Consider the following 20,938-nt stretch of genomic DNA (forward strand, 5'->3'; position numbering starts at 1 on the left):
GTGATTATTCTTCCCGCATCCCGCTCAGGGCTCGTCGACCTTGAAGTGGGCGCGAGCCGTGGCAATGGGTTCGGTCTGGCTGGTCTGCCAGGCCGTGATGGCCACATTGGCCACACGGCGCCCCTGGCGCCAAACCTGGCACTGGGCGTAGGTGTCACGATAATGACCGGCGCGCAGGTAATCTATCGAGAAGTCGATGATTTTCGGCAAATGTGGAATGCCCATGAACATCAGCAGGTGGAGCATCGCCGAATGCTCCATGAAACCGGCGATCACCCCGCCGTGCAGTGCCGGCAGAATCGGGTTGCCGATGTTTTCCTTGCTCGCCGGCAGGCGGAACACCATGTCGTCGCCGAGGCGCAGGCATTCGATACCGATCAGCTTGGCGTAGGGGATCAGGCTGAGCAGCGTGTCGTAGTTGTCCTTCTCGTGGGCTTCACGTACCAGGTCATTGAGATTGAGTGCGGTCATCAGGCACCTCCCTGGATAGTGCTTTTGAGCCCGCTGTCGCCCTGCGCGCCTTTGCCCATGCGCATGAAGGCCCCCACCACATGAGCGATGGGCTCTGCGGGGTCGTCCTGATAGGCGTAGCCACGGGTGAAGATGACGTTCTCGGTTACCCGGAAGCACTCGGCGAAACCGAATACGTCCTTATGGGGCTGGGCCGGGCGCATGTAGTCGATACGCAGATCCAGGGTCGGGCAGATCTCGAATTCCGGCAGCACGCACACGGTGGAGATGCCGCAGGTGGTATCCATCAGGGTGGTGATGGCGCCGCCATGGATCACACCGGTTTCCGGGTTGCCGATAATCTGCGTGCTGTAAGGCAGGCGCAGGGTCAGGCCCTGCGGCGTAGCCTCGTGCACGCTCAGGCCCAGCACCTGGCAGTGCCGCAGCGCCATCAGAAAGCGCTGGGCGCGCTCTAGAACAGGGTTATCGCTCATGACTGCTATTCCCGGGGCGATATTGCAAAAGGCGCGCATCATACCCGCTCAGCGTGCCCGGCAGACAGCGCCACTCCCTGCTCATGCCGGTGCACTGACCGGATCGGGCGGAACTTTGGCCACTCCAGCGCCCTCCTATCTGGAGTCTTGAGGATAGCCCTCGATGCTAAAGCCACCGAAAGGAGAATCGACCATGCGCAAGCCCTTTACCTATGCCGCGCTGCTGGCCGCCATGCTGACACTCGCCGCCTGTGAGGAAACCCCGGAAGACAAGATGGAGTCGGCCAAGGAGAACGCCTCCGAGGCCATGGAGTCCCTCGGTGAGGCCGCCCGAGATACCGGCGAGGCGCTTGAGCAAAAAACCAACGAAGCGCTGGGCCGTGAGCCGACTGCAGGCGAGAAGATCGAAAATGCCGCCGAAAACGCAGCCGATGCCATGGAAGAGGCAGGCAGCAAAGCCAAAGAAGCCGTCGACGGCGAGTGATAGCAGACCGAGGCCCGCACAAGCGGGCCTTTCTTCGTTTCAGCCCAACACAGGGCTAAGCATCAGCAACAGACTGCAAACCAGCCCAATCACCCACACCAAGCTACGCTGCCAGGCCAGATCGGCCCAATACAGCACGAGATAGAGCACCCGGGCGATCACGAACAGCACAGCCAGCACATCGATCAGCGCCCCTTGCGTCTGCGTCACGTGGGCCACCAGCACACCGGCCGCAAACAGCGAAAACGCCTCGAAACTGTTCTGGTGCGCCGCCACGGCGCGAGCACCGAACCCGGTCAGACGCGCCTGCTGCGCACGCGGATGATGATTGTCGTAACGTCCGCCGCCCTCCTCGGCCATGGCCTTGGCCACCGGCACCTTGGCCAGGAAAATCAGCACCGCACTGAAAAACAGGCACCACAAAGGCAGAGTCATTCGCTTTTCTCCTTGGCCGGCTCGGCCGCAGTTTGGGTATAGACCATCACTTTCAGCACGTCGGAATGGAACTCGCGGTGATACAACACCGCGACCACGCCGGCCGTCAGCAGCATGAAGAACCAGGGATTGATAAACCAACCGAGTGTCGCGAGGCCAAAGTAGTAGGCCCGCAGCCCCAGGTTGAACTGGTTGGCCGCCATCGACACCACACGCGCCGCCCGCGTGGCAAACGCCTTGCGCTGCAGTTCGGACACATCGCGCTCACCGATCAACGGCGCCGAGCCCACCAACACTGCCGCGAAGTTGTATTGGCGCATGCACCAGCTGAAGGTGAAGAAGGCGTAGATGAACACCATCGCCAGGCAGATCAGCTTCAGCTCAGACAATTCGCGGCTGACCGCCTGCACCAACGGCAGATCCTGCAGCAATGACACGGCACGGTCCGAGGAGCCCAGCACCGTCAATACGCCCGCGAGGATGATCAAGGTGCTGGAGGCGAAGAACGAGGCATTGCGCTCAAGATTGCCGATCACACTGGCATCGGCGATACGGTTGTCGCGCAGCAACAGCCGGCGCATCCAGTCTTCACGGTAAAGATGCATCACACTGGCCAGGCACGCCGTATCACGGGCCTTCCAGGTGGCATAACGGGTGTACCCCAACCAACAGATCACGAACCACGCCACCGCAGCCAGATGCGGCAGATAAGCCTTGTCGATGGGCATACGCACTCCTTGTAATGGACGGCCGATTATAGCCAGAGCCGATACAGGGAGCTGAGGGAGAAGAATGCGGAAGATGGTGCCCGAAGCCGGACTAGAACTATGCAGCTGCAGGCCATGTAAATACTCACTCTGCAGCTTAAAATCTTGAGCCAGTATTCCTAAACATATTCCTAAATCAGGATTTACCTGCGAGGGGATCGATGAAAACCGCCTTTATCCTACTGGCCCAATACTCAGGAGCCGCCATCATTCCTCTAAGCCAGGTCTGTTCGGACTACTTCACGCACCTAACGCCAGAGAAGCTACAGCGGAAGGTGCACGCCGGCGAGATCGACTTGCCTATAGTCCGCATCGAGCAGTCACAGAAGAGCGCCAAGGGGGTTCACCTCCAAGACCTGGCCGATTACATCGATAGACGGCGTAGCGAGGCGTTAAAGGAACTTCAGAAATTCGCACCCATCAGCGCTGGAAGGCCTGATGTTTCTCCAGCAGAAGCAAAATCGCAGAGGCCCAAGCCACAAAAGCCCGCTGCACCATGAAATCTTTAAACTCCCGGATTCCACTTCCTACGCGCTTCTGAAGGTCTTCCACCTCGTCAGGATTAAGCCCAAGACCTTCCAACGCGATTGATATCTTAGGCGCCTCCGCAAAGACCTTATCGAACAGCTCGCGCGCCTCCCTTCTGATAGTTGGTCGAGCACCGGCCGTGATTCCAGCTCCCCGCATTGCATCCTCAAGATAGGGCTGAAATTCGCTCCATGTACGCGCAGCGCGCCCAGGGAAGATGATCAATTCACCCATCAGCTATATCTCCCTGAGCCAGAAACCACCCGCGAAACTCCGCGAGCGATCTCTGCAGTTGCCTTGCGTGCTTCCCGCGGATCCGCAGAGCCACTGTAGTTGATGGTGATGTTGTTGGCCGGCGCAACTGCGGCACCTTGAAGACCTGGATAGTCGATCATCGGCTCTCGCCTAAGAGCAACATGGTCCAGCACCGTTTCGTCGGGGTGCATCATTGCCAGAAAGCCTCCTTTGCCATCCAGCCCACCCGATCTGGCACCCTTGCCCGTGCTGCCGCCGCCGTCAAAGCTCGCCAACCCTGCCAGCCACGACCCGGCCTCTACGAGAAGACCGGCGCTTCCTGCCGATCCACCGGCGCCTTTTGCCCCTACTGCCGAGCCGAACAACAGCTCAGTGATCTGCGCCGCCGCAGCATCTGCCGCCATTCGCCTGATGGTCTTCAGCAAGGCATCGGCCATACCATCCAGACCATCTTCGAAAGGATCAAACAGGAAGTCAGCCAGCGTGCCTTGGATGTTCTGTGCAGCCCCCTCCCAGGCGGCGCTGATTTCTTCGGTAGCCTCCACAGTTGCCGCCGCAGCATCTTCCAGCTGCACGTCCAGCGCGGCGACTGCCATGTCATAGCGGCCCTGCGAGATATCACCACCTAGCAGCGCTTCACGCAGCGTCTCAACCTTCTTCTGATATTCGTCCAGCGCCCGACTGCTATCACTCCATGTAGAGCGCTCAATCTCGCCAATTTGCTCGAGCAGATCCGCCCGCTCTCTCAGCTCATCCTGCGCCGCCTCGTAGCCGGTAATAGTTGCCAGCGCTGCTTCGGCAGCCTCAATCTGCGCAACGCTGGCCCCTTCCTGCTCAAGGCGGAGCAGAACAAGCTGCTCCCTGGTTAGGCCTATCGTTGCAGCTTGATCCTGAAGAGCAGCAATCTGTGCCTGAATGGCATCGGTGGTACCGGTGACGGCAATCGCCGCTTTCTCGATTTCTCTGGTCGTCGGCAAACCGAGGCCAAGCCCCAAACCCTTGCCATCAGTTTTCGGCTCTGGCGGAAGGGTAACTTTCCCGGGCGCCTCCATCGCACTCTTGATCGCCGCCTGTATTTTTCCTATTTCCTGATCCAGCTCCTGCTCGTCGTAGTACTCAACGATTCCATCCCGGCCAAAAAAAACCAACTTATCCAAGGCTCCGCCTGCTCTCATTGCCTGCAGCCGCTCCAGTTCGTCATTCAGGCGAACCAGGTCATCAGCCGCGATTCCATTCATGAAAGCCGCTGCAGTCTCCGAGGCCCACTGGATGAATTTCACAGTCTCGCGGGCGCCTTTGATGATCGTGTTAAACGAGGATGCGACCCCTTTGGCCATCGCCGCCGCAGCTTGTACTGTCTCTGGATCCTTAAGTGTTTTGGTTAGCTCAGCCAGGTCTGGCAGCAGCTCTGCTGCGACCTGATTGCCAAGTCCCTCGGCTACCTGTCCGAGCAGGCCGAGCTCCTTTTTGAACTCCTGCCCGGCCTTGATGGTTTCCTCAGAGAGGATCAGCCCCAATTCCTCTGCCTGGGTGCCAAGCTCCTTCATGGCCTTCCCTTGATCCAGAAGCAGCGGCGTCAAAGCCGTTGAATCGCTGGCCATGGCCTCCATGAAGAATGTCACTTCCTGCTGGTTTGCGCCGGCTTTCTGCAGCGTATCCACAAATAGCCCGAGCGCTTGAGGTCCGGAGAGATTCTTGAACTCATCCGCCGTCACGCCCACCAGCGGGGCGACATTCTCGAAGAAGTCCTTCATCGGACCGCCGCCAGTAGTGATGAAATCACCCACGCGATCGTTAACGTCCTTGAGGATATCGGCGAGCCTTTCCTGGCTGATCCCGACCGACTCAGCACCTGCTGCGAACTTCTGAAACTCCGTGGTTCCTGCGTTCGAGACCGCGGCCATGCGGGCAATTTCTTGAGCGGTGTTGGCTGCATTGATGGTGACAGCAGTCAGACCAGCAGCAGCGCCTGCAGCCAGGGCTGCAAGGCCTTTACCGGCTGCCTCTGCCGACTTCTTGATTTCGGCCATCTTCCGGCGTGATTCACGCTCAGCCTTATCGAGCGGGCCAGTAAAGCCGCCAATCTTGGCAATCAAGTCGAGCGTCAAGGTTCCGAGGCTTTTTGCGGGCATGGAATTCCCCTTGATAAACGGCCAGCAGCGCTAGCTATTGGGTTGAAGTGCCCGCCACCGACAATAGAGGTAATCGCGCGGGCTCTCGGGGTTTTTCATGAAGGGGCACTAGCCGAGTAATCCCCTACCGGCTCTCTCGCTATCGCGACGCTGCCGGTCAGCGTTGTCAGGACGAGGGGATCAGACTCATCTTGTAGATGGCGAACGTATCCAGCACCTCAAGGCCCGCGCGCAGCTCACCCAGGATCAGCAACAGGTTTCGGGTGAAATAGTCCTTGTGACTGTTGCTCAGAAGGATGCTTGGCGACTCGCGGTCCAGCACCGTGGTAAAGCTGGTATCGATGGTCATTGCCTCACCTTCGGCAACGCTGGGCGTAGTCACGATGCGCGTATTCCAGAGTGCCGGATCCAGAGGCATAGTCGGAGAGCCGAAGACGTACTCTTCGTCGGTTTCATTCTTGCGAGTGATCTGCAAGCGAAACCAGTCCATGGGGTTCATGATGACCAGACTGGGTTGATAGCCAGCCTCAGACTGGCGAGTCAGCGCCTCGCCGATTATGTCCGCTGGGGTCGTACCTATAGTCGGTATGAACGTGGCGGCCTGGTTCAGCAAGCCGTCAATTTTCCCCAATCCGCCGGGGCCATTGATCAACTGATGCTCCAGACGGCTCAGCAGCTTGTTACGCACCATAAGGTCAACGACAGCCTGCAGCGCAGGGTGATCACTGAGCACCTGCCTCGAGGAGGTGGTATGCGCCGCAACGGTGGCGATATTGGCGGTTTCAAGAGTGCCTTCTACATCGATCTCAGCCTTCTCGTCGCCTTCACGCTCTTGCTCAGCCGCCTCACCGCTGCTATTCAGCTGAACAAACTCGACAGAGTCCCGAGAGGTCGGCCGATGCGGCAATGCAGCCAGCAGACGCAGGGGCCGATTTACCTCACTGACAAATCCGCGCTGCTCAGGCTGACGCGGCACCGATGTATCGCCACTGCTGCCCATACCGTCATTGGTAAGAGCCGCACGAAGGGCCGCCTGAAGCTTGATTCTGCAGGTACCGGCATTCCATTCCTGTAGTGAGGCGAATGGAACTGCCGCAGTTTGCTCGATAGCCTGCAGCGCCAAAGCCCCCAGACCGGCCTGGTTGGACTGATCGTACATCGCAAAACTGCCGTCCATCGCTACAACACGCTGCTCCACAGCGGCCAGCCTGGCGCCGAGCTCGTGTTGATCTTTCTTGGCCTGCTCAGCGTAGTACTTGAGGTCGGCCCCAACCGTTTGCAGGGAGCTCTGCACCTCACGATATTCACGGGCGATATCAATATCCTCACCGGCACGGCCGAACTGTGCATGCGCCATTCGGCGCGGAGACGAGTCAGTCTCTACGCACAGCGCCGCCATGGTCACGACGATCGCGCCGGTGAGCACACCTGCGGCGATGGTTTGCGTGGTCATCGGCAGCACAACGCCAATAACCAGCGGGATGGCCACGACCAGGGCGATAACACCCAGGATCAGTGGCGCGGAGAGTTTGAAGCGTTTCATAGGGAGGCCCTTTCTGTTGTTCAGACAGGGCCATTTTGAAAACACGGCGAAACCGGATGTAGAGCGTTTCCCCTTCTTTCAATGACGTTGAGCTACGTTCACCCGCAGGCTCAGTACCACATGGTGCGAGCCGTAATCATCTACCGCAGAAAGCTGGATGACACCTGGCAAGCTGCTCCCCGGCTGTACCACAAAGCTGACGCTCAGCCGACAACCATTGGCCGCTGAGGCAGCTAAGAGCCGCTGCTCTTCCACCGGCAGTGATGCAATCATTTCTTCGGCTTGCTTTGCGGCAACTTTGGCGAAGTCTGCTGCAGTGCTCATAACTCAACCCTCCCCTGCTCTAGCCAGGCGGCTAGATCATCAATTCGATAGCTAACCTTCGACCCTTCACCGGCCCCCCTGTAGTAAAAGGCGGGGCCCTTAGTGCTGTTGCGGAGGTCCTTCAACGTGTTCGGCTGAAGGCAAAGAAGCCAAGCCGCATCGGCCTCAGCAACTCGCCCATCAGGAGTAATACGCAAGCCGCGCTCAATTGCGGCGCCCCTCAGAACAGAGGCAACTTCACTGACGCGGCCACTTAGTTCACATGTAGTTAACACCATGACTTAACCAATTCCGTTAAAGGGGAATTAATCCGTGAATGAGAGGGGGCGAGGTTTCCAATAAAGGGGGCTTTTTGAACTTTCACCCCACCCCTCCCGGCCTGGACCGCCCTGCAATCCGGCAAGCAGGCGGACAACCAAGGCGACACCAGAACAATTCGGCTCCGCCCTGGTATATCTAAGAAGGAGTACAGTTTCTGTACCGGGTGATCCGATCCCGTGCGTACAGTTTCTGTACCGATAGAGCTCTTATTCATGGTCTAAGCAACCTCCTTCGGTACAGTTTCTGTACCGTGTGGGTACAGTTTCTGTACTCGGTTATTTGCTAGCTCAAGAGTGAACTTGCGCGGCGGAGTAGCAGTGGCTTCCACCTCCAGCTTCCCTTCGCATTCGTCAATCGGCTTCCAGGCAACCGCGTACAAAGCACAGCACCCACCTGGCTTCATGAACCTACCCTCACGGGTCTTGATGACCAGGCCACTCGCCTGCAGCTCATCCAGTGCATTAATCAAGGTGCTCTTGCTCCCTACACCCCAGCCTTTGGCTTGGGTAAAGGTGGCGCTTAGATCTCCGTTATTGGTGCCCCTGTACTGCCGCAGCAGGCCCAACAGAACCTTCAAAGCACCACCGGATAGAGCCCTAAAGTCAGCCGAATCCATGACCACATGAGGCAGAGCCGCGAAGGTTCCTGAATCCTTGCGGCCCTTCGTTTTAGCCCTGGTCCTGGCCATCGCCCCCGCCTTGTTCAGCAAGGTATTGAGGATCCGGGCAGAGCGAGCCCGCCAGCTGCTTGCAATGATCCTCCAAGTCACCGGCCCACTCCTCAGCAATCGACTGCCCCAGACGCGCCAGAGCTATCGCCTCTTCACCCTCCAGCAGCTGAATCGCCCGGAATAGAACCCCACACCGGTCGAGTACATCATTGGCGGCCCATAGCTGGTGAACGGCATCCCATAGGGCATCCTGAGCGGGCGTCATTGGTCTTCACCTTCTGCCTTGGGCGTAGTGGTGCCCGCAGCAAAGCTGACCAGCGTCCTGACTTGCTCCAAGGTGCCTTGCACATCCCAAAGCGCATTGAAGATGACGTGATCTGCAAAGCGGCCGTACTCAGCCTGTCCAGAGAATTGGCCAGACAGCAGCAGCAATACCGCTTCAGCTCGCAAGCAGGCAGCATTAATCGCATCCACAGGCACACCGTGTTGAGCATCCGAACGAACCACAAACAGCTGCTCGGGGGTATCGAAGTACTCTCGCTTCATTTCACACCCCCTTGCCCTTCCAGGGCGCGAGCCCGGGCCATGTGGTGCTGGTAGCGTGAAAGACGAACAGCAGCAGAGGAGTCGGCGCGCAGGGCAGCAAAGGCCATGCGGCGGTGGGCAGCGGCGCGAAGCCTGGACGGACTGAGGGCGTGCAGGTGTTTCATTGGTGGTGCTCCTGTTACTGGTGAGGAGCTGCCACGAACCGTCGCCAAACGATTATGGGTGGCAGCCGTGCGCGGGTTGGCGAACCGGGGTAACAGGATCCCGGCAGACCCGAAGGCCTCCCACGCACGGCCGCCATAACACGGCACTGCGGGCACAAAAAAAGCGCCTGCAATGGAGATATGGGCGCCTGTGCGCCTGTTACTGATCGGGTCGCCAAACCCGGTCGCTGGATTTACAGCGACGAACAGACGATAGCGCGGAGCGGATGAATGGGCAAGAAAGAATGCAAAGCACCCTTGCCCAGCAGAGAAGCCTGGCATAGATTGAGCGTGCACAGCGATTCACCTCCAACGCCCTCGGCTGCCACCGGGGGCGTTCTCGTTTCTGGCGCGGATAGTTCAGACAGCGGCTTGCATCATCGCCAGCAACGGCGGCTCACTCGCGACCCCGCGGAGCCAGGCGGAAATCCGAGCATCGGCAGCCAGCGCCTCAGCCCGCGCCGACTCCAACTCTGCACGGCTCTCATCAAGCCGATTACGCAAGGCCAGCTCATAGCGACTGTCACCGACCTCGGCCACATTTAGCCCCCGAGCCCGCAGATCAGCAGCAGCCTCAAAGCTCTGCGCAAATGCACGCCGCTCGGCCTCTTGGTCGGCCTCGACGTATGCGGCCCAAGCATCGGCGTCATCCAACCAAGCGACCTGCTCAGCAAGCCAGTGCACTATCCAGGGCTTGATGCGCCCAGTGTTTTGCAGCGCATTTAGCTCAGCCGACTTGATAGAGAACTGCCCATCACCGATCACGCGCCCGAACTCCTGCCGCACCGTCCTGCGGCGCAGCAAGGCCGCCAGCGCGTCCCGGTTATGCCATGACGGAACCACCAACCCGGCGCCGTTGATGAACAAGGCCCTGTCTTCAGCGAAGTTCCAACACACGGCGACAATGGTGAGCTGCCGCCGCAGTGGAAATCCTTCGCGTTTTTGTGGGCAGACGGCAAAGCCGAGCCCCGACGGGTCGCGATATGGCTCTTGAAGGTGCTGCGCCCAGGTGGAGTTCATGCTGCGGCCCTCCCACGGGCCGCTATACGAGCCTTGAGCCAGCTCTGCACTTCGGCCAAAACCCAAGCGACCGCCGCACCACGCGCGCCACTGTCACTTAGCGGAACAGGGCGAGGAAAGGTCGGATCTTCCTTAAGACGTTTGTAAATGGTGGTTCGCTGCAAGCCAGTCATTGCGACCAGCTCGGGCATACGAATCAGCGTGATGGATGGTTCAGACATTGCGGACACCCCTGTATTGATTAGTACAGGGATATCTATCTATTCAGTTTCTTCAGAAAAGAAAACAAGGGCTAAAACCACCTGCCGAATCCTGCCGGAAACCTGCCGGAAACCTGCCGCTAAGCCAGACGAACGGTATAGCGCGAAGCGCTATTCCCACTGCCACTGCCTCGCCTCAAACAACCCTACCGAAGTTGACCGGAACCACCTTGCCTGCCCCTTCACCTCGGCTGGCAAAGTCGTAGGGAGTGACGTGCTTCTCCCTGTTGGCATCGAGGTAGTCAGCCCACCACTGCACCATCAGCCGGCGCTCTTCCAGATGCTCGGCCTTGTGGATGTAGGCAGCCCGTACCGTGTTCCGCTCTTGGTGGCTCATCTGCCTCTCTACCGCATCCCGCGTCCACAATCCCGACTCCACCAGGGCAGAACAGGCCATCGCCCGGAAGCCGTGTCCGCATACCTCGGCCTTGGTGTCGTAGCCCATGCGCCGCAGGGCAGCGTTTACCGTGTTCTCGCTCATCGGCTTGTGGTGGTAGTGGTCGCCGGGGAACACCAGGTCGAACCGACTGGAAAGGATATGCACCTGGCCCAGCAGCCCCAGCGCCTGCCGGCTCAGGGGCACCAGGTGCGGGGTTCGCATCTTGGCGCCACGCTCGGAGTGCTTCACACCCTCGATGGCATCGCGCTCGGCCGGGATCGTCCAGAGGCTGCGCGGCATATCAACCTCACCCCAGCGGGCGAAGCGCAGTTCGCTGGAGCGGATGAACACATGCAGCGTCAGCTCCACCGCCAGCCGGGTCAGGGTGCGCCCCTTGTACGCCTCAATGCGCTGCAGAAGCTCGGGTAGCCGCCCAAGAGGCAGCGCCGGCCGATGCTGGGCCTTGCGTGTGGCAGTGGCGCCTACCAGGTCGCTGGCCGGGTTGGTTTCGATATACCCATGCTGCACGGCATAACGCATCACCCCGGTGGTGTACTGGCGCAGGCGGCCGGCCAGCTCAAGGGTGTCGCGCTGCTCGGCCGCCTTGAGTGGGGCCATCAGGTCACGGACCTTCAGCGAATCCACAGGGCGATGCCCGAGAGGTGGAAACAGGTACAGCTCCATGCGGCGCAGCACCTTGGCAGCGTGATCGGCCGTCCACTTGCGAGCGCTGGCTGCATGCCACTGCATGGCGATAGCCTTGAAGGTGTTCCCCGCGGCAACATGGGCTGCTTCGCGCTGCCGCTGCTCATGCTCGATGGGATCCACCCCTGCCGCCAGCAGCTCCAGAGCGGTGGCCCGCCTGGCACGGGCAGCCTTGAGGCCAAGAGCGGGATAATTGCCGAAGGTGGCCAGCCCCGCCCGCCCATCAGGCCGGGTAAACTTGAGGCGCCAGACCTTGGCGCCCGATGGCTTCACCGCCAGGTAGAGCCCCTGGCCGTCGAACAGCTTGTACTCCTTCGCCCGAGGCTTAGCGGCCTCGCACTTAGGGTCTGTCAGGGGAACAACTGTGCGCGCCATAGGAATACGAAAACCTCACCGAACCACCGTATCCCTAAACGTATTCCTAAAATAGGAATATGTATAGAGACAAGGCGAGACAGCCATAAACAACAAAACCGGCTGAAAGTGCCGGTTTTGCTGGGTTTCGTAGACTTGTAGAGACAGCTAGAAACAGTCAAATGGTGCCCGAAGCCGGACTCGAACCGGCACGCCCTTGCGAGCGAGAGATTTTAAGTCTCCTGCGTCTACCGATTTCGCCATTCGGGCAGTAGCGCTGTGCTGAGGGGCTGGACTATATACGCCGACCCAAGCCCCGGCAAGTTATTGCCGTTTTTCAACGGCAATAAAAAAGCCCTGTAAATCATCAATTTACAGGGCTTTTTATTGGAGGCTGAGGTCGGAATCGAACCGGCGTTCACGGATTTGCAATCCGGTGCATAACCACTCTGCAACTCAGCCTTAAACCAAACGAGCCGCCTTGGCGACTCGTGTAAAACTGGAGCGGGAAACGAGACTCGAACTCGCGACCCCGACCTTGGCAAGGTCGTGCTCTACCAACTGAGCTATTCCCGCGTCGTCTTGGTGACGGGCGCCATTCTATCGACTGAGAGCGCCGCGTCAACCCCTTGATTCAAAAATACTTTATTTCTTCTCGGCGTCGATGCTGAGGTGCGGCCAGGCGGCCATCAGGTACTGCAGCATGGACCACAGCGTCAGCGCCGCAGACACCAGAAGCAGCACGTAGCCGATGCCAACCCACAAGGTCAGCTGCGGCGGATTGCCCAGCAGGATGACCAGCGCCAGCATCTGCGCGGCGGTCTTCCACTTGCCGAGATTGGAGACGGCCACCTGCGCCCTGGCACCCAGCTCGGCCATCCACTCACGCAGGGCCGAGACCACGATCTCGCGCCCAATGATGATCACCGCCGGCAAGGTCAGCCAGAGGTTGGCATGCTCCTCTACCAGCAAGACCAGGGCAACGGCCACCATCAACTTGTCTGCCACCGGGTCGAGGAACGCACCAAACGGCGTGCTCTGCTCCCAGCGCCGCGCCAGATAGCCGTCAAACCAGTCGGTGACTGCCGCCAAGGCAAACACGCCACTGGCCGCCCAGTAGCTCCAGGACAGCGGCAGGTAGAAGAACAGTATGAAGACGGGAATCAGGGCAACACGCAGAACGGTGAGCAGGTTTGGGATGTTCATCAGGACTACTGGCCAGCAAGGTGAGCCGGCATTCTACTCGCTGTGCAGAGCCGCATAAATCGACTCCGCGAGCTTTTTGCTGATGCCGGGCGCCTTGGCGATTTCTTCGACACTGGCCCGATTGAGCTCCTGCAAGCCGCCGAAGTGCTTGAGCAGGTCGCGCCGGCGCTTGGGCCCGACACCCGCGACCTCTTCCAGGCTGGAGGTGCGCCGCGCCTTGCCACGTCGCGCCCGATGCCCGGTGATTGCAAAGCGGTGCGCCTCGTCGCGAATTTGCTGAATAAGGTGCAGCGCCGGCGAGTCTGCCGGCAGCGTGAACTCATGCTCGGCATCGTTGAGGTAAAGCGTCTCCAGGCCGGGCTTGCGCGTTACCCCCTTGGCCACGCCAAGCAGGATCAGGTCGGGCACCGCCAATTCCTGCAATACCTCGCGCGCCATGGCCAACTGACCCTTGCCGCCATCCACCAGCAGGATGTCCGGCAGTTTGCCCTCGCCCTCCTTGAGCCGACCAAATCGCCGGGTCAGCGCCTGATGCATGGCTGCATAGTCGTCGCCCGCGGTAATGCCTTCGATATTGAAACGCCGGTAATCGGACTTCAGCGGACCCTCGGGACCGAACACCACACAGGAAGCCACGGTCGCCTCGCCACTGGAGTGGCTGATGTCGTAGCACTCCAGGCGCTGCGGCGTTTCGGCCAGGTCCAGGGCTTCGGTCAATGCATCGAACCGCGCCGCCACATGCTGCCGATTGGCCAGGCGCGCGCCCAGGGCCTGCTCCGCATTGGTCACGGCCAACTGCTGCCAGCGCGCACGCGTGCCACGCACCCGGTGGCTGATGGCAATCTCGCGACCACGCAATTCGGCAATAGCCGCGGCGACAGTCGGCAGGTCCTCGTGCGCCTGATTGACGATCAGCTCGACCGGCAACTCGCGCTCGTGATTGGACAGGTAGTACTGCGCCAGAAAAGCCGCCAGAACGGCGCCGCCCTCCTCCTCGATCCCGACTTGCGGGAAGAAATTCTTGCTACCCAGTACCCGCCCGCCACGCACGCTGATCAGATGCACGCACGCGCCACCCGGATTGACGATGGCAGCCACCACATCGACATCGCCGTTGCCGCCTTCCATGCTCTGCTGGTCCTGTACCCGGCGCAGCAGTGCAACCTGGTCGCGCAACTCGGCGGCCCGCTCGAACTCCAGGCTCATGGCTGCCTTTTCCATCGCAGCGGAAAGCTCATCGGCCAGTGCATTGCTACGCCCCTCAAGGAACATCACCGAGTGGCGCACGTCTTCCGCGTACTCGGCCGGCTCCACCAGGCCGACGCAAGGCCCCTTGCAACGTTTGATCTGGTATTGCAGGCAGGGTCGCGTGCGGTTCTTGAAGTAGCTGTCCTCGCACTGACGCACCAGGAAGGTCTTCTGCAGCAAGGCCAGGCTTTCGCGAATAGCCCCCGCACTGGGATAAGGCCCGAAGTAGCGCCCCTTCTCCTTCTTCGCACCGCGGTGAATGCCCAGCCGTGGAAAGTCGCCGCTTGAGAGCAGCACATACGGATAGGATTTATCGTCACGCAGCAGGATGTTGTAAGGCGGCCGCCACTCTTTGATCAGCGTCTGCTCCAGCAGCAGCGCTTCGGTCTCATTGGCAACTATGGTGGTTTCGACCTGAGCGATGCGCGCCACCAGCGCAGCGGTCTTCGGAGCCAAGCCGGTCTTGCGAAAATAGCTGGCCAGGCGCTTCTTCAGGTTGGAAGCCTTGCCCACATACAGCAGCTTGCCCGCCTCATCGAACATCCGATAGACGCCGGGCCGACCACTGCAGGTAGAGAGGAAGGCGCCGGAGTCAAAGACAGGTTGTGATTCGGAGAGGCTCATCTATGTCGCGTCGGTTTCAGGCGGGGCTACAGTCTAACGCCAGCCCCCGGGCAACGCTTAGCTGATAGCGTCGACCATGCCGTGGCGAACTGCCAGCAGGGCAAGTTCCACATCACTGGTGATCGCGAGCTTTTCGTAGATGCGGTAGCGGTAGGTGTTGACGGTTTTCGGCGACAGGCAAAGCTTGTCGGAGATGACCTGAACCTTCTGGCAGTTGGCGATCATCAGCGCGATCTGAATTTCCCGCTCGGACAGCAGGTCGAATGGCGAGCCACCGTTGTTTGGCTGGAAAGACTTGAGCGCCAACTGTTGAGCGATCTGCGGGCTGAGATAGCGCTGACCGGCAAAGGCCATGCGAATGGCCTGGACCATCTCCTCGAGTGCGGCACCCTTGGTCAGGTAACCAGCCGCACCCGCTTGCAACAGACGAGTCGGGAACAGGTCATCATCACAGGCGGTAACTGCGACGACTTTCAGGTCGGGATGGCTGCGCAGCAGCTTGCGAGTAGCCTCAAGACCGCCGATGCCAGGCATCTTGACGTCCATCAACACGACGTCCGGCTTGAGCTCACGCACTTTGAGGAGGGCTTCTTCGCCGGAATCGGCTTGCCCGATCACCTGCAGGCCATCGATATCGGCCAGCATGCGGGTAATGCCTGTACGAACCAGATCGTGGTCGTCGACCACCAGCACCTTAATCAAGCGACACCTCGCTGAACCAAACTGCCGCAATTGCAGTCAACGAACCTAGCTTGGCGCAGATTCGTCAGAAAGCAAACGCCAGAAAAACGTACTTGGCGGCGACCCTGAGGCGCAAAATATGGCGGAGGCGGTGAGATTCGAACTCACGGATAGTTTCCCATCGACGGTTTTCAAGACCGTTGCCTTAAACCACTCGGCCACACCTCCGCATTCGCGGGTCGCCATACTACCGGAACGCAACACACTGTCAAACTCTCGGCGTTGGCAGGCGTAGTGGCTCTGTTATGATCCGGTCAACTGCCTTACGGACCCTCATCTCGTCAATCAGGAGTTTCACCATGCACGAGCAAGACTACGCCCTAGCCCACGCGCAGGCGGACCAGCTGGAAGTCAGCAAGGTCCTGCGCAACACCTACAGCCTGCTGGCAATGACCCTGGTGTTCAGCGCCGTCTGTGCCTTCTTCAGCGCCCAGCTGGGCCTGCCGCACCCCGGCTTCATCATTACTCTGGTCGGCTTCTACGGGCTGTTCTTCGCTACCGTCAAGCTGCGTAACTCTGCGTGGGGCCTGGTCACTACCTTCGCTCTGACGGGCTTCATGGGCTACACCCTGGGCCCGATTCTGAACATCTACATGGGCATGCCCAACGGCGGCGACATCATCAGTTCCGCCTTCGCCATGACAGCGTTGGTGTTCTTCGGCCTATCCGCCTACGTGCTGACCACCCGCAAGGACATGAGCTTCCTGGCAGGTTTCATCACCGCTGGTTTCTTCGTGCTGCTGGGCGCCATGATCGCCGGTATGTTCTTCGAGATCAGTGGTCTGCAGCTCGCTATCAGCGCAGGCTTCGTACTGTTCTCTTCGGCGTGCATCCTGTTCCAGACCAGCGCCATCATTCACGGCGGTGAGCGCAACTACGTGATGGCGACCATCAGCCTCTACGTATCGATCTACAACCTGTTCGTCAGCCTGCTGCAAATCTTCGGCATCATGGGCGACGACTGATAGTCACGCACTTCGACAGAGCCCGCTTCGGCGGGCTTTTTCGTGTCTGAGCCGGCATCTGCGTTTATCATTGCGCCATTGCCGACACTCGGATTCCCCATGAGATTCGCCATCGCCCTGTTCGCCCCAGGCCATGCCCCCGCTTCTCGCCGTGCCCTGCGCTTCGCCCAGGCGGCATTGGCGGGCGGACACGAGATAACCCGTCTGTTTTTCTATCAGGATGGCGTACATAGCGCTGCCAGCAATGTAGTAAGCCCTCAGGATGAACTCGACCTGCCTGGCGAGTGGCGGACCTTTGTCCAGGATCATCAACTCGACGCCGTGGTGTGCATTGCTGCAGCCCTGCGGCGCGGTGTGCTGAATGCCGAGGAAGCCCGGCGCTACAACAAGCCGGCAGCCAACCTGGATGCCCCCTGGGAACTGTCCGGTCTGGGCCAACTGCATGAAGCGGCGCAGATAGCCGACCGCCTGATCTGCTTCGGAGGCCAGTGATGAGCAAGTCGATGCTGATCATTTCCCGTCAGGCGCCCTGGGCAGGGCCTGCCGCCCGCGAAGCGCTGGACATTGCCCTGGCCGGCGGCGCCTACGACCTGCCACTGGGCCTACTGTTTCTCGATGATGGCGTGTTCCAGTTGGCTACCGGCCAGCAGTCTTCCGCCCTGCAGCAAAAGGACCTCACCGCCAATCTGCAAGCGCTGCCCCTGTTCGGCATCGAGTCGCTCTATGTATGTACCCGCAGCCTGAGCGAGCGCGGTCTGGCAAATGCGCAACTCGGCCTGCCGGTGGAGCGTCTGGACGATTCCGCCGTCGGCCTGCTTATCGACCGCTACGACCTGCTGGTAACGATCTGATGGCCACGCTGCATTTGCTTTCCCACTCCCCCTTCAGCGACAGCCGCCTGAGCAGTTGCTTGCGCCTACTCGGTCCGCATGATGGTCTGCTACTGACCGGCGACGCGGTCTACGCTCTGCAGCCCGGCACAGCCCAACTTCAGGCACTAGAGCTGATGCCGGCAACTATCGCCCTGTATGCCCTGGCAGAAGACCTGCAGGCGCGCGCCATGACCGTGCCAGCCCGTGCCCAGGCCATCGACTATCCGGCATTCGTCGAGCTCTGCGGCCTGTACGCCAAGGTCAACAGCTGGCTATGAATGCACTACTGGTCGAAGGCAAAGAAATTGCCCTGGACAAGGATGGCTATCTGGTCGAACTAAACGACTGGTCGAGCACCGTTGCCGATGCCCTTGCTGCCCGCGAGGAGCTGCAACTGACGCCCGAACATTGGCAGGTCATCAACCTGTTGCGCGATTTCTACGCCGAATTCCAGCTCTCGCCAGCCACCCGGCCACTGATCAAATACGTATCCCTGAAGCTCGGCCCGGACGTGGGTAACAGCCTGCACCTGAACCGCCTGTTCAAAGGAACTCCTGCGAAGCTTGCTGCCAAGCTCGCCGGCCTGCCGAAACCCACGAACTGTCTCTGAAAACTCGCCATGAATCTTGTCGCACCACCGGAACACCCCTTTGCCCAGTTCGTACGCATCCTCGGCAAGGGCAAGCGCGGCGCCCGCAACATGACGCGGGAAGAGGCTCGCGAAGCCATGGGCATGCTGCTGGACGGCAAGGTCGAGGATACCCAGTTGGGTGCCTTCCTCATGCTGCTAAGGCACAAGGAAGAGAGCGCGGAAGAGCTCGCCGGCTTCACCGAAGCGATACGCGCACGCTTGCAAGCGCCGGCCATTGCCGCGGATATCGACTGGCCAACCTACGCCGGCAAGAAGCGCCATCTACCCTGGTTCCTCCTTGCCATCAAGGCCCTGGCCAACAGCGGGCTACGCATCCTGATTCACGGTGGTGGCGCACACACCGCAGGCCGCCTGTACAGCGAGCAACTGCTGACGTTGTTGGAGATTCCGCTGTGCCGGGACTGGCAACAGGTCGGCAGCGCCCTCGACGAGCACAACCTGGCCTTTACCCCGCTCGGCGCCTGGGCGCCGCAGTTGCAGCGCATGATCGACCTGCGCAACACCCTGGGCCTGCGCTCTCCCATCCACTCCCTGGCGCGCATCCTCAACCCGCTAGGGGCAAAGGTCGGCTTACAAAGCATCTTCCACCCCGGCTACCAGGCCGTGCATCGCGAGGCGAGCCAACTGCTGGGCGATCACGTGGTGGTGATCAAGGGCGAAGGTGGGGAAATCGAGGTCAACCCCGATGGTGCCTGCCATTTGTACGGCAGCGAGGGTGGCAGCAACTGGGATGAGGAGTGGCCGGCGCTATCCGCCCAGCGCCACGTCAAGCCCGAAAGCCTGGAGCCGGAGCATCTGCAGGCCTTCTGGCGTGGTGATGTGGATGATGACTATGGCCGCCTGGCCGTTCTGAGCACCATGGCGCTGGCCCTGCGCGCACTGGGAGAACCACGCGATACGGCTTTCGCCCGCGGCGAGGAAATCTGGCGCAAGCGCCACACCCCGTCGCAATAGGATCAGGAGTGCTGTTTCTGCGCCTTGTGCAAGCGACTGACCAGCTCGGCCTCGGCCTGGCTCAGCCCGCAGGACTGAGTCAGGTCATCAGCACTAGCCCCCATTCCGACCAGCCGCGCCGCCTGCGTAAAGGACAGGCTGGTGGGGTCACGCTGTTCGATCTGGGTGAGCTTGTCCGGTAGCGGAGCGACCACCCGGCGCAGCTCATGTAGCTCTTCGCCCATACGGATACTGCCGGTCAGATAAGCGTCCAGACGCTTGCCCAGCTCCTTGAGGCGTTGATCGCGCATGGCGTCGCGCTCCTTCTGCAGCTCGGCCTGCTGACGCAACTTCAGTGATAACTGATAGCAAGCGACTGCGAGCACCACGCAGAACAGGCCCAGCACGGCCACCGCGATCTCAAGCATGGGTCAGATGCTCTCCAGCTCGGACCACTCTTCCTCGGTCATCATCTTGTCCAGCTCGACCAGGATCAGCAGCTCGCCGTTCTTGTTGCATACACCCTGAATGAACTTGGCGGACTCATCGTTACCCACATTGGGCGCGGTCTCCACCTCGGACTGACGCAGATAGACGACCTCGGCAACACTGTCGACCAGGATGCCGACCACCTGCTTGTCCGCCTCGATGATGACGATACGGGTGTTGTCGGTCACCGGTGCCGGCGACAGGCCGAAACGCTGGCGGGTATCGATGACCGTAACCACATTGCCACGTAGGTTGATGATGCCCAGCACATAGGCCGGAGCCCCCGGAACCGGGGCGATCTCGGTGTAGCGCAGGACTTCCTGCACCTGCATCACGTTGATGCCGTAGGTCTCGTTATCCAGGCGAAAGGTCACCCACTGCAGAATTGGATCTTCGGAACCTTGCGCTGACGATTTCTTCATGTCCCTAGCCTCGGTCTGATTGCCGCCTCTGGCGGCGTTCGCGGGTTTGCCCGCTTGTCGTTAACTATAGAGCGCCTGCCGGCATCAGTGCGGACGGGCGGCTCCGTTGCGGGTGGCGCCACTGGCAATCATCCCGGCCAGGGCCGAGACATCCAGCAACGCACACATGTGTTCGATCACCGTGCCGGCCAGCCAGGGCCGCTGCGAGCGCTGGCTGCGCCACTTGATCTCGCTCGGATCCAGGCGAATCGAGCGACTCACCTGATGTACGGCCAGCCCCCACTCGAAACCCTCGACAGAGATCACGTACTGCAGGCCTTCGCGGAAATCCTCGCGATAGCGCTCGGGCATGACCCAGCGTGCGGTATCCAGAACCTTCAGATTGCCCGCCTGGCAAGGCAGGATACCGAGGAACCAGTCCGGCTGACCGAACAGCGGCGTCAATTCGGTATCCGCCAGCGGGTAGATGGTGCCCAGACACACCAATGGCACCGCCAGGGTCAGACCGGCCACATCGAACAGCAGGCACTCGAACGGCTCTTCCGCCCAGTCCGGGCGCCCTTCCAGACTTACGGCTGCGGCTGGCTCAATAACTGACTGCACCACAACCTGTGGCGGTTCGACGACTTCCTTAACTGGCTCGACCTTGACCTCCAACGGCACGTCCGGCAGACGCAACTCGATGGTCGGCAACACCCGGGGCGCGGGCTCGGCCACTGCCAAAGGCTTGACCAGCACTGGGCGCGGCTCCTCGCGGCGGGCATCGCGAATCTGCTCTTCCAGTACCGCAGCCTCGAACTCATCGAGGCCATCGCTCAGCTCCAGCTCGGCAGCCGCCTCCTGCAGCAGGGCATCCAGATAGGACTGCAGGGCCAGCTGAGAGCGAGTGGTGGGAACGGCAGTGCGACTCATAGGG

Annotated in this window: 27 protein-coding genes and 4 tRNA genes; 8 read left to right on the forward strand and 23 right to left on the reverse strand. The window is 60.4% G+C overall.

What is annotated here, in order from left to right:
- Nucleotides 1-24: 24 nt before the first annotated feature.
- Together AYB31_RS19720 and AYB31_RS19725 are read right to left on the reverse strand one after the other, a co-directional pair.
- Nucleotides 25-471 carry a PaaI family thioesterase gene (locus AYB31_RS19720; protein WP_068830725.1) on the reverse strand — a complete coding sequence of 149 codons (447 nt, stop codon included), beginning with the start codon at nucleotides 469-471 and terminating at the stop codon, nucleotides 25-27.
- Nucleotides 471-944 carry a PaaI family thioesterase gene (locus tag AYB31_RS19725; protein WP_068830726.1) on the reverse strand — a complete coding sequence of 158 codons (474 nt, stop codon included), beginning with the start codon at nucleotides 942-944 and terminating at the stop codon, nucleotides 471-473. Before AYB31_RS19725 ends, AYB31_RS19720 begins: the two co-directional genes overlap by 1 nt.
- A gap of 193 nt (nucleotides 945-1,137) precedes the next feature.
- Between AYB31_RS19725 and AYB31_RS19730 the strand changes: the two genes are divergently transcribed.
- Nucleotides 1,138-1,428 (forward strand): hypothetical protein, encoded by a 291-nt coding sequence (locus AYB31_RS19730; protein ID WP_068830727.1) that lies wholly within the window; start codon nucleotides 1,138-1,140, stop codon nucleotides 1,426-1,428.
- Between the two features lie 39 nt (nucleotides 1,429-1,467).
- Here the strand turns inward: AYB31_RS19730 and AYB31_RS19735 are convergent, their stop codons facing one another.
- Both AYB31_RS19735 and AYB31_RS19740 read right to left on the reverse strand, forming a co-directional pair.
- Nucleotides 1,468-1,863, reverse strand: a complete 396-nt coding sequence (locus tag AYB31_RS19735; protein ID WP_068830728.1) for an MAPEG family protein — start codon at nucleotides 1,861-1,863, stop codon at nucleotides 1,468-1,470.
- A complete protein-coding gene (locus AYB31_RS19740) occupies nucleotides 1,860-2,591 on the reverse strand; it encodes a DUF599 domain-containing protein (RefSeq protein ID WP_068830729.1) in 732 nt (243 codons plus the stop codon). Before AYB31_RS19740 ends, AYB31_RS19735 begins: the two co-directional genes overlap by 4 nt.
- 200 nt (nucleotides 2,592-2,791) lie before the next feature.
- Between AYB31_RS19740 and AYB31_RS21280 the strand changes: the two genes are divergently transcribed.
- Nucleotides 2,792-3,130 (forward strand): pyocin activator PrtN family protein, encoded by a 339-nt coding sequence (locus AYB31_RS21280; protein ID WP_082805378.1) that lies wholly within the window; start codon nucleotides 2,792-2,794, stop codon nucleotides 3,128-3,130.
- Here the strand turns inward: AYB31_RS21280 and AYB31_RS21775 are convergent.
- The 16 genes from AYB31_RS21775 to AYB31_RS19815 all read right to left on the reverse strand — a co-directional run bounded on the left by AYB31_RS21775 (nucleotide 3,051) and on the right by AYB31_RS19815 (nucleotide 15,857).
- On the reverse strand, nucleotides 3,051-3,392 hold the full coding sequence (locus tag AYB31_RS21775) for a hypothetical protein (protein ID WP_068830730.1): 342 nt from the start codon (nucleotides 3,390-3,392) through the stop codon (nucleotides 3,051-3,053). The genes AYB31_RS21280 and AYB31_RS21775 overlap by 80 nt on opposite strands.
- Nucleotides 3,392-5,545, reverse strand: coding sequence for a hypothetical protein (locus AYB31_RS19750; protein WP_068830731.1), 2,154 nt, complete (start codon nucleotides 5,543-5,545; stop codon nucleotides 3,392-3,394). The genes AYB31_RS21775 and AYB31_RS19750 overlap by 1 nt, the downstream gene beginning before the upstream one ends.
- A 166-nt stretch (nucleotides 5,546-5,711) precedes the next feature.
- A complete protein-coding gene (locus tag AYB31_RS19755) occupies nucleotides 5,712-7,088 on the reverse strand; it encodes a phage major capsid protein (protein ID WP_177332316.1) in 1,377 nt (458 codons plus the stop codon).
- A 78-nt stretch (nucleotides 7,089-7,166) separates the two neighbouring features.
- Complete coding sequence (locus AYB31_RS21590) at nucleotides 7,167-7,412, reverse strand: hypothetical protein (RefSeq protein ID WP_153020758.1); 246 nt, start codon at nucleotides 7,410-7,412, stop codon at nucleotides 7,167-7,169.
- A gap of 538 nt (nucleotides 7,413-7,950) precedes the next feature.
- Complete coding sequence (locus tag AYB31_RS19760) at nucleotides 7,951-8,502, reverse strand: hypothetical protein (protein WP_236715586.1); 552 nt, start codon at nucleotides 8,500-8,502, stop codon at nucleotides 7,951-7,953.
- Between the two features lie 162 nt (nucleotides 8,503-8,664).
- Complete coding sequence (locus tag AYB31_RS19770) at nucleotides 8,665-8,949, reverse strand: hypothetical protein (protein ID WP_068830734.1); 285 nt, start codon at nucleotides 8,947-8,949, stop codon at nucleotides 8,665-8,667.
- Between the two features lie 563 nt (nucleotides 8,950-9,512).
- A complete protein-coding gene (locus AYB31_RS19775) occupies nucleotides 9,513-10,172 on the reverse strand; it encodes a hypothetical protein (protein ID WP_068830735.1) in 660 nt (219 codons plus the stop codon).
- A complete protein-coding gene (locus AYB31_RS21285) occupies nucleotides 10,169-10,393 on the reverse strand; it encodes a helix-turn-helix transcriptional regulator (protein WP_236715587.1) in 225 nt (74 codons plus the stop codon). The genes AYB31_RS19775 and AYB31_RS21285 overlap by 4 nt, the downstream gene beginning before the upstream one ends.
- A gap of 175 nt (nucleotides 10,394-10,568) precedes the next feature.
- Nucleotides 10,569-11,891: a tyrosine-type recombinase/integrase gene (locus AYB31_RS19780; RefSeq protein WP_068830736.1), complete on the reverse strand. Its 1,323-nt coding sequence runs from the start codon at nucleotides 11,889-11,891 to the stop codon at nucleotides 10,569-10,571.
- 162 nt (nucleotides 11,892-12,053) lie between these two features.
- Nucleotides 12,054-12,140: transfer RNA gene (locus AYB31_RS19785), tRNA-Leu, on the reverse strand.
- Nucleotides 12,141-12,258: 118 nt separating this feature from the next.
- Nucleotides 12,259-12,332, reverse strand: a tRNA-Cys gene (locus AYB31_RS19790).
- 38 nt (nucleotides 12,333-12,370) lie between these two features.
- Nucleotides 12,371-12,446: transfer RNA gene (locus AYB31_RS19795), tRNA-Gly, on the reverse strand.
- A gap of 69 nt (nucleotides 12,447-12,515) precedes the next feature.
- Entirely contained in the window at nucleotides 12,516-13,076 is a 561-nt protein-coding gene (gene pgsA / locus AYB31_RS19800; protein WP_068830737.1) for a CDP-diacylglycerol--glycerol-3-phosphate 3-phosphatidyltransferase, read from the reverse strand.
- 33 nt (nucleotides 13,077-13,109) lie between these two features.
- Nucleotides 13,110-14,948 carry an excinuclease ABC subunit UvrC gene (uvrC, locus tag AYB31_RS19805; protein ID WP_068830738.1) on the reverse strand — a complete coding sequence of 613 codons (1,839 nt, stop codon included), beginning with the start codon at nucleotides 14,946-14,948 and terminating at the stop codon, nucleotides 13,110-13,112.
- A gap of 57 nt (nucleotides 14,949-15,005) precedes the next feature.
- The gene (gene gacA, locus AYB31_RS19810; RefSeq protein ID WP_068830739.1) at nucleotides 15,006-15,650 is read right to left on the reverse strand and encodes a response regulator transcription factor GacA; all 645 of its coding nucleotides are present in this window, start codon (nucleotides 15,648-15,650) and stop codon (nucleotides 15,006-15,008) included.
- A gap of 119 nt (nucleotides 15,651-15,769) precedes the next feature.
- Nucleotides 15,770-15,857 (reverse strand) — tRNA-Ser (locus tag AYB31_RS19815).
- Nucleotides 15,858-15,988: 131 nt separating this feature from the next.
- Between AYB31_RS19815 and AYB31_RS19820 the strand changes: the two genes are divergently transcribed.
- The 6 genes from AYB31_RS19820 (at nucleotide 15,989) to AYB31_RS19845 (ending at nucleotide 19,132) form a co-directional block, all read left to right on the forward strand.
- Entirely contained in the window at nucleotides 15,989-16,654 is a 666-nt protein-coding gene (locus tag AYB31_RS19820) for a Bax inhibitor-1/YccA family protein (protein WP_068830740.1), read from the forward strand.
- 99 nt (nucleotides 16,655-16,753) lie between these two features.
- Nucleotides 16,754-17,146, forward strand: coding sequence for a sulfurtransferase complex subunit TusD (gene tusD / locus AYB31_RS19825; RefSeq protein WP_068830741.1), 393 nt, complete (start codon nucleotides 16,754-16,756; stop codon nucleotides 17,144-17,146).
- The gene (gene tusC / locus AYB31_RS19830) at nucleotides 17,146-17,505 is read left to right on the forward strand and encodes a sulfurtransferase complex subunit TusC (protein WP_068830742.1); all 360 of its coding nucleotides are present in this window, start codon (nucleotides 17,146-17,148) and stop codon (nucleotides 17,503-17,505) included. Before tusD ends, tusC begins: the two co-directional genes overlap by 1 nt.
- Nucleotides 17,505-17,804 (forward strand): sulfurtransferase complex subunit TusB, encoded by a 300-nt coding sequence (gene tusB / locus AYB31_RS19835; RefSeq protein ID WP_068830743.1) that lies wholly within the window; start codon nucleotides 17,505-17,507, stop codon nucleotides 17,802-17,804. The genes tusC and tusB overlap by 1 nt, the downstream gene beginning before the upstream one ends.
- A complete protein-coding gene (locus tag AYB31_RS19840; RefSeq protein ID WP_068830744.1) occupies nucleotides 17,801-18,136 on the forward strand; it encodes a TusE/DsrC/DsvC family sulfur relay protein in 336 nt (111 codons plus the stop codon). The genes tusB and AYB31_RS19840 overlap by 4 nt, the downstream gene beginning before the upstream one ends.
- 9 nt (nucleotides 18,137-18,145) lie before the next feature.
- Nucleotides 18,146-19,132: a glycosyl transferase family protein gene (locus AYB31_RS19845; RefSeq protein WP_068830745.1), complete on the forward strand. Its 987-nt coding sequence runs from the start codon at nucleotides 18,146-18,148 to the stop codon at nucleotides 19,130-19,132.
- Nucleotides 19,133-19,134: 2 nt separating this feature from the next.
- Here AYB31_RS19845 and AYB31_RS19850 read toward each other — a convergent pair whose 3' ends face one another.
- From AYB31_RS19850 to AYB31_RS19860, 3 genes are all read right to left on the reverse strand, one after another.
- Complete coding sequence (locus AYB31_RS19850; protein WP_068830746.1) at nucleotides 19,135-19,539, reverse strand: DUF2802 domain-containing protein; 405 nt, start codon at nucleotides 19,537-19,539, stop codon at nucleotides 19,135-19,137.
- Nucleotides 19,540-19,542: 3 nt separating this feature from the next.
- A complete protein-coding gene (locus AYB31_RS19855) occupies nucleotides 19,543-20,022 on the reverse strand; it encodes a chemotaxis protein CheW (protein ID WP_068830747.1) in 480 nt (159 codons plus the stop codon).
- Nucleotides 20,023-20,106: 84 nt separating this feature from the next.
- Nucleotides 20,107-20,934, reverse strand: coding sequence for a CheW domain-containing protein (locus AYB31_RS19860; protein ID WP_068830748.1), 828 nt, complete (start codon nucleotides 20,932-20,934; stop codon nucleotides 20,107-20,109).
- Between the last annotated feature and the right edge of the window lie 4 nt (nucleotides 20,935-20,938).

Origin of the sequence: Pseudomonas sp. BMS12, assembly GCF_001592875.1 — a bacterium.
Taxonomy (GTDB): Bacteria; Pseudomonadota; Gammaproteobacteria; order Pseudomonadales; family Pseudomonadaceae; genus Aquipseudomonas.

Bases quoted from the DNA above. Each gene is read 5' to 3' on its own strand.
- AYB31_RS19720 (WP_068830725.1), bottom strand. From the start codon at position 471: ATGACCGCACTCAATCTCAATGACCTGGTACGTGAAGCCCACGAGAAG.
- AYB31_RS19725 (WP_068830726.1), bottom strand. From the start codon at position 944: ATGAGCGATAACCCTGTTCTAGAGCGCGCCCAGCGCTTTCTGATGGCG.
- AYB31_RS19730 (WP_068830727.1), top strand. From the start codon at position 1,138: ATGCGCAAGCCCTTTACCTATGCCGCGCTGCTGGCCGCCATGCTGACA.
- AYB31_RS19735 (WP_068830728.1), bottom strand. From the start codon at position 1,863: ATGACTCTGCCTTTGTGGTGCCTGTTTTTCAGTGCGGTGCTGATTTTC.
- AYB31_RS19740 (WP_068830729.1), bottom strand. From the start codon at position 2,591: ATGCCCATCGACAAGGCTTATCTGCCGCATCTGGCTGCGGTGGCGTGG.
- AYB31_RS21280 (WP_082805378.1), top strand. From the start codon at position 2,792: ATGAAAACCGCCTTTATCCTACTGGCCCAATACTCAGGAGCCGCCATC.
- AYB31_RS21775 (WP_068830730.1), bottom strand. From the start codon at position 3,392: ATGGGTGAATTGATCATCTTCCCTGGGCGCGCTGCGCGTACATGGAGC.
- AYB31_RS19750 (WP_068830731.1), bottom strand. From the start codon at position 5,545: ATGCCCGCAAAAAGCCTCGGAACCTTGACGCTCGACTTGATTGCCAAG.
- AYB31_RS19755 (WP_177332316.1), bottom strand. From the start codon at position 7,088: ATGAAACGCTTCAAACTCTCCGCGCCACTGATCCTGGGTGTTATCGCC.
- AYB31_RS21590 (WP_153020758.1), bottom strand. From the start codon at position 7,412: ATGAGCACTGCAGCAGACTTCGCCAAAGTTGCCGCAAAGCAAGCCGAA.
- AYB31_RS19770 (WP_068830734.1), bottom strand. From the start codon at position 8,949: ATGAAGCGAGAGTACTTCGATACCCCCGAGCAGCTGTTTGTGGTTCGT.
- AYB31_RS19775 (WP_068830735.1), bottom strand. From the start codon at position 10,172: ATGAACTCCACCTGGGCGCAGCACCTTCAAGAGCCATATCGCGACCCG.
- AYB31_RS21285 (WP_236715587.1), bottom strand. From the start codon at position 10,393: ATGTCTGAACCATCCATCACGCTGATTCGTATGCCCGAGCTGGTCGCA.
- AYB31_RS19780 (WP_068830736.1), bottom strand. From the start codon at position 11,891: ATGGCGCGCACAGTTGTTCCCCTGACAGACCCTAAGTGCGAGGCCGCT.
- pgsA (WP_068830737.1), bottom strand. From the start codon at position 13,076: ATGAACATCCCAAACCTGCTCACCGTTCTGCGTGTTGCCCTGATTCCC.
- uvrC (WP_068830738.1), bottom strand. From the start codon at position 14,948: ATGAGCCTCTCCGAATCACAACCTGTCTTTGACTCCGGCGCCTTCCTC.
- AYB31_RS19820 (WP_068830740.1), top strand. From the start codon at position 15,989: ATGCACGAGCAAGACTACGCCCTAGCCCACGCGCAGGCGGACCAGCTG.
- tusD (WP_068830741.1), top strand. From the start codon at position 16,754: ATGAGATTCGCCATCGCCCTGTTCGCCCCAGGCCATGCCCCCGCTTCT.
- tusC (WP_068830742.1), top strand. From the start codon at position 17,146: ATGAGCAAGTCGATGCTGATCATTTCCCGTCAGGCGCCCTGGGCAGGG.
- tusB (WP_068830743.1), top strand. From the start codon at position 17,505: ATGGCCACGCTGCATTTGCTTTCCCACTCCCCCTTCAGCGACAGCCGC.
- AYB31_RS19840 (WP_068830744.1), top strand. From the start codon at position 17,801: ATGAATGCACTACTGGTCGAAGGCAAAGAAATTGCCCTGGACAAGGAT.
- AYB31_RS19845 (WP_068830745.1), top strand. From the start codon at position 18,146: ATGAATCTTGTCGCACCACCGGAACACCCCTTTGCCCAGTTCGTACGC.
- AYB31_RS19850 (WP_068830746.1), bottom strand. From the start codon at position 19,539: ATGCTTGAGATCGCGGTGGCCGTGCTGGGCCTGTTCTGCGTGGTGCTC.
- AYB31_RS19855 (WP_068830747.1), bottom strand. From the start codon at position 20,022: ATGAAGAAATCGTCAGCGCAAGGTTCCGAAGATCCAATTCTGCAGTGG.
- AYB31_RS19860 (WP_068830748.1), bottom strand. From the start codon at position 20,934: ATGAGTCGCACTGCCGTTCCCACCACTCGCTCTCAGCTGGCCCTGCAG.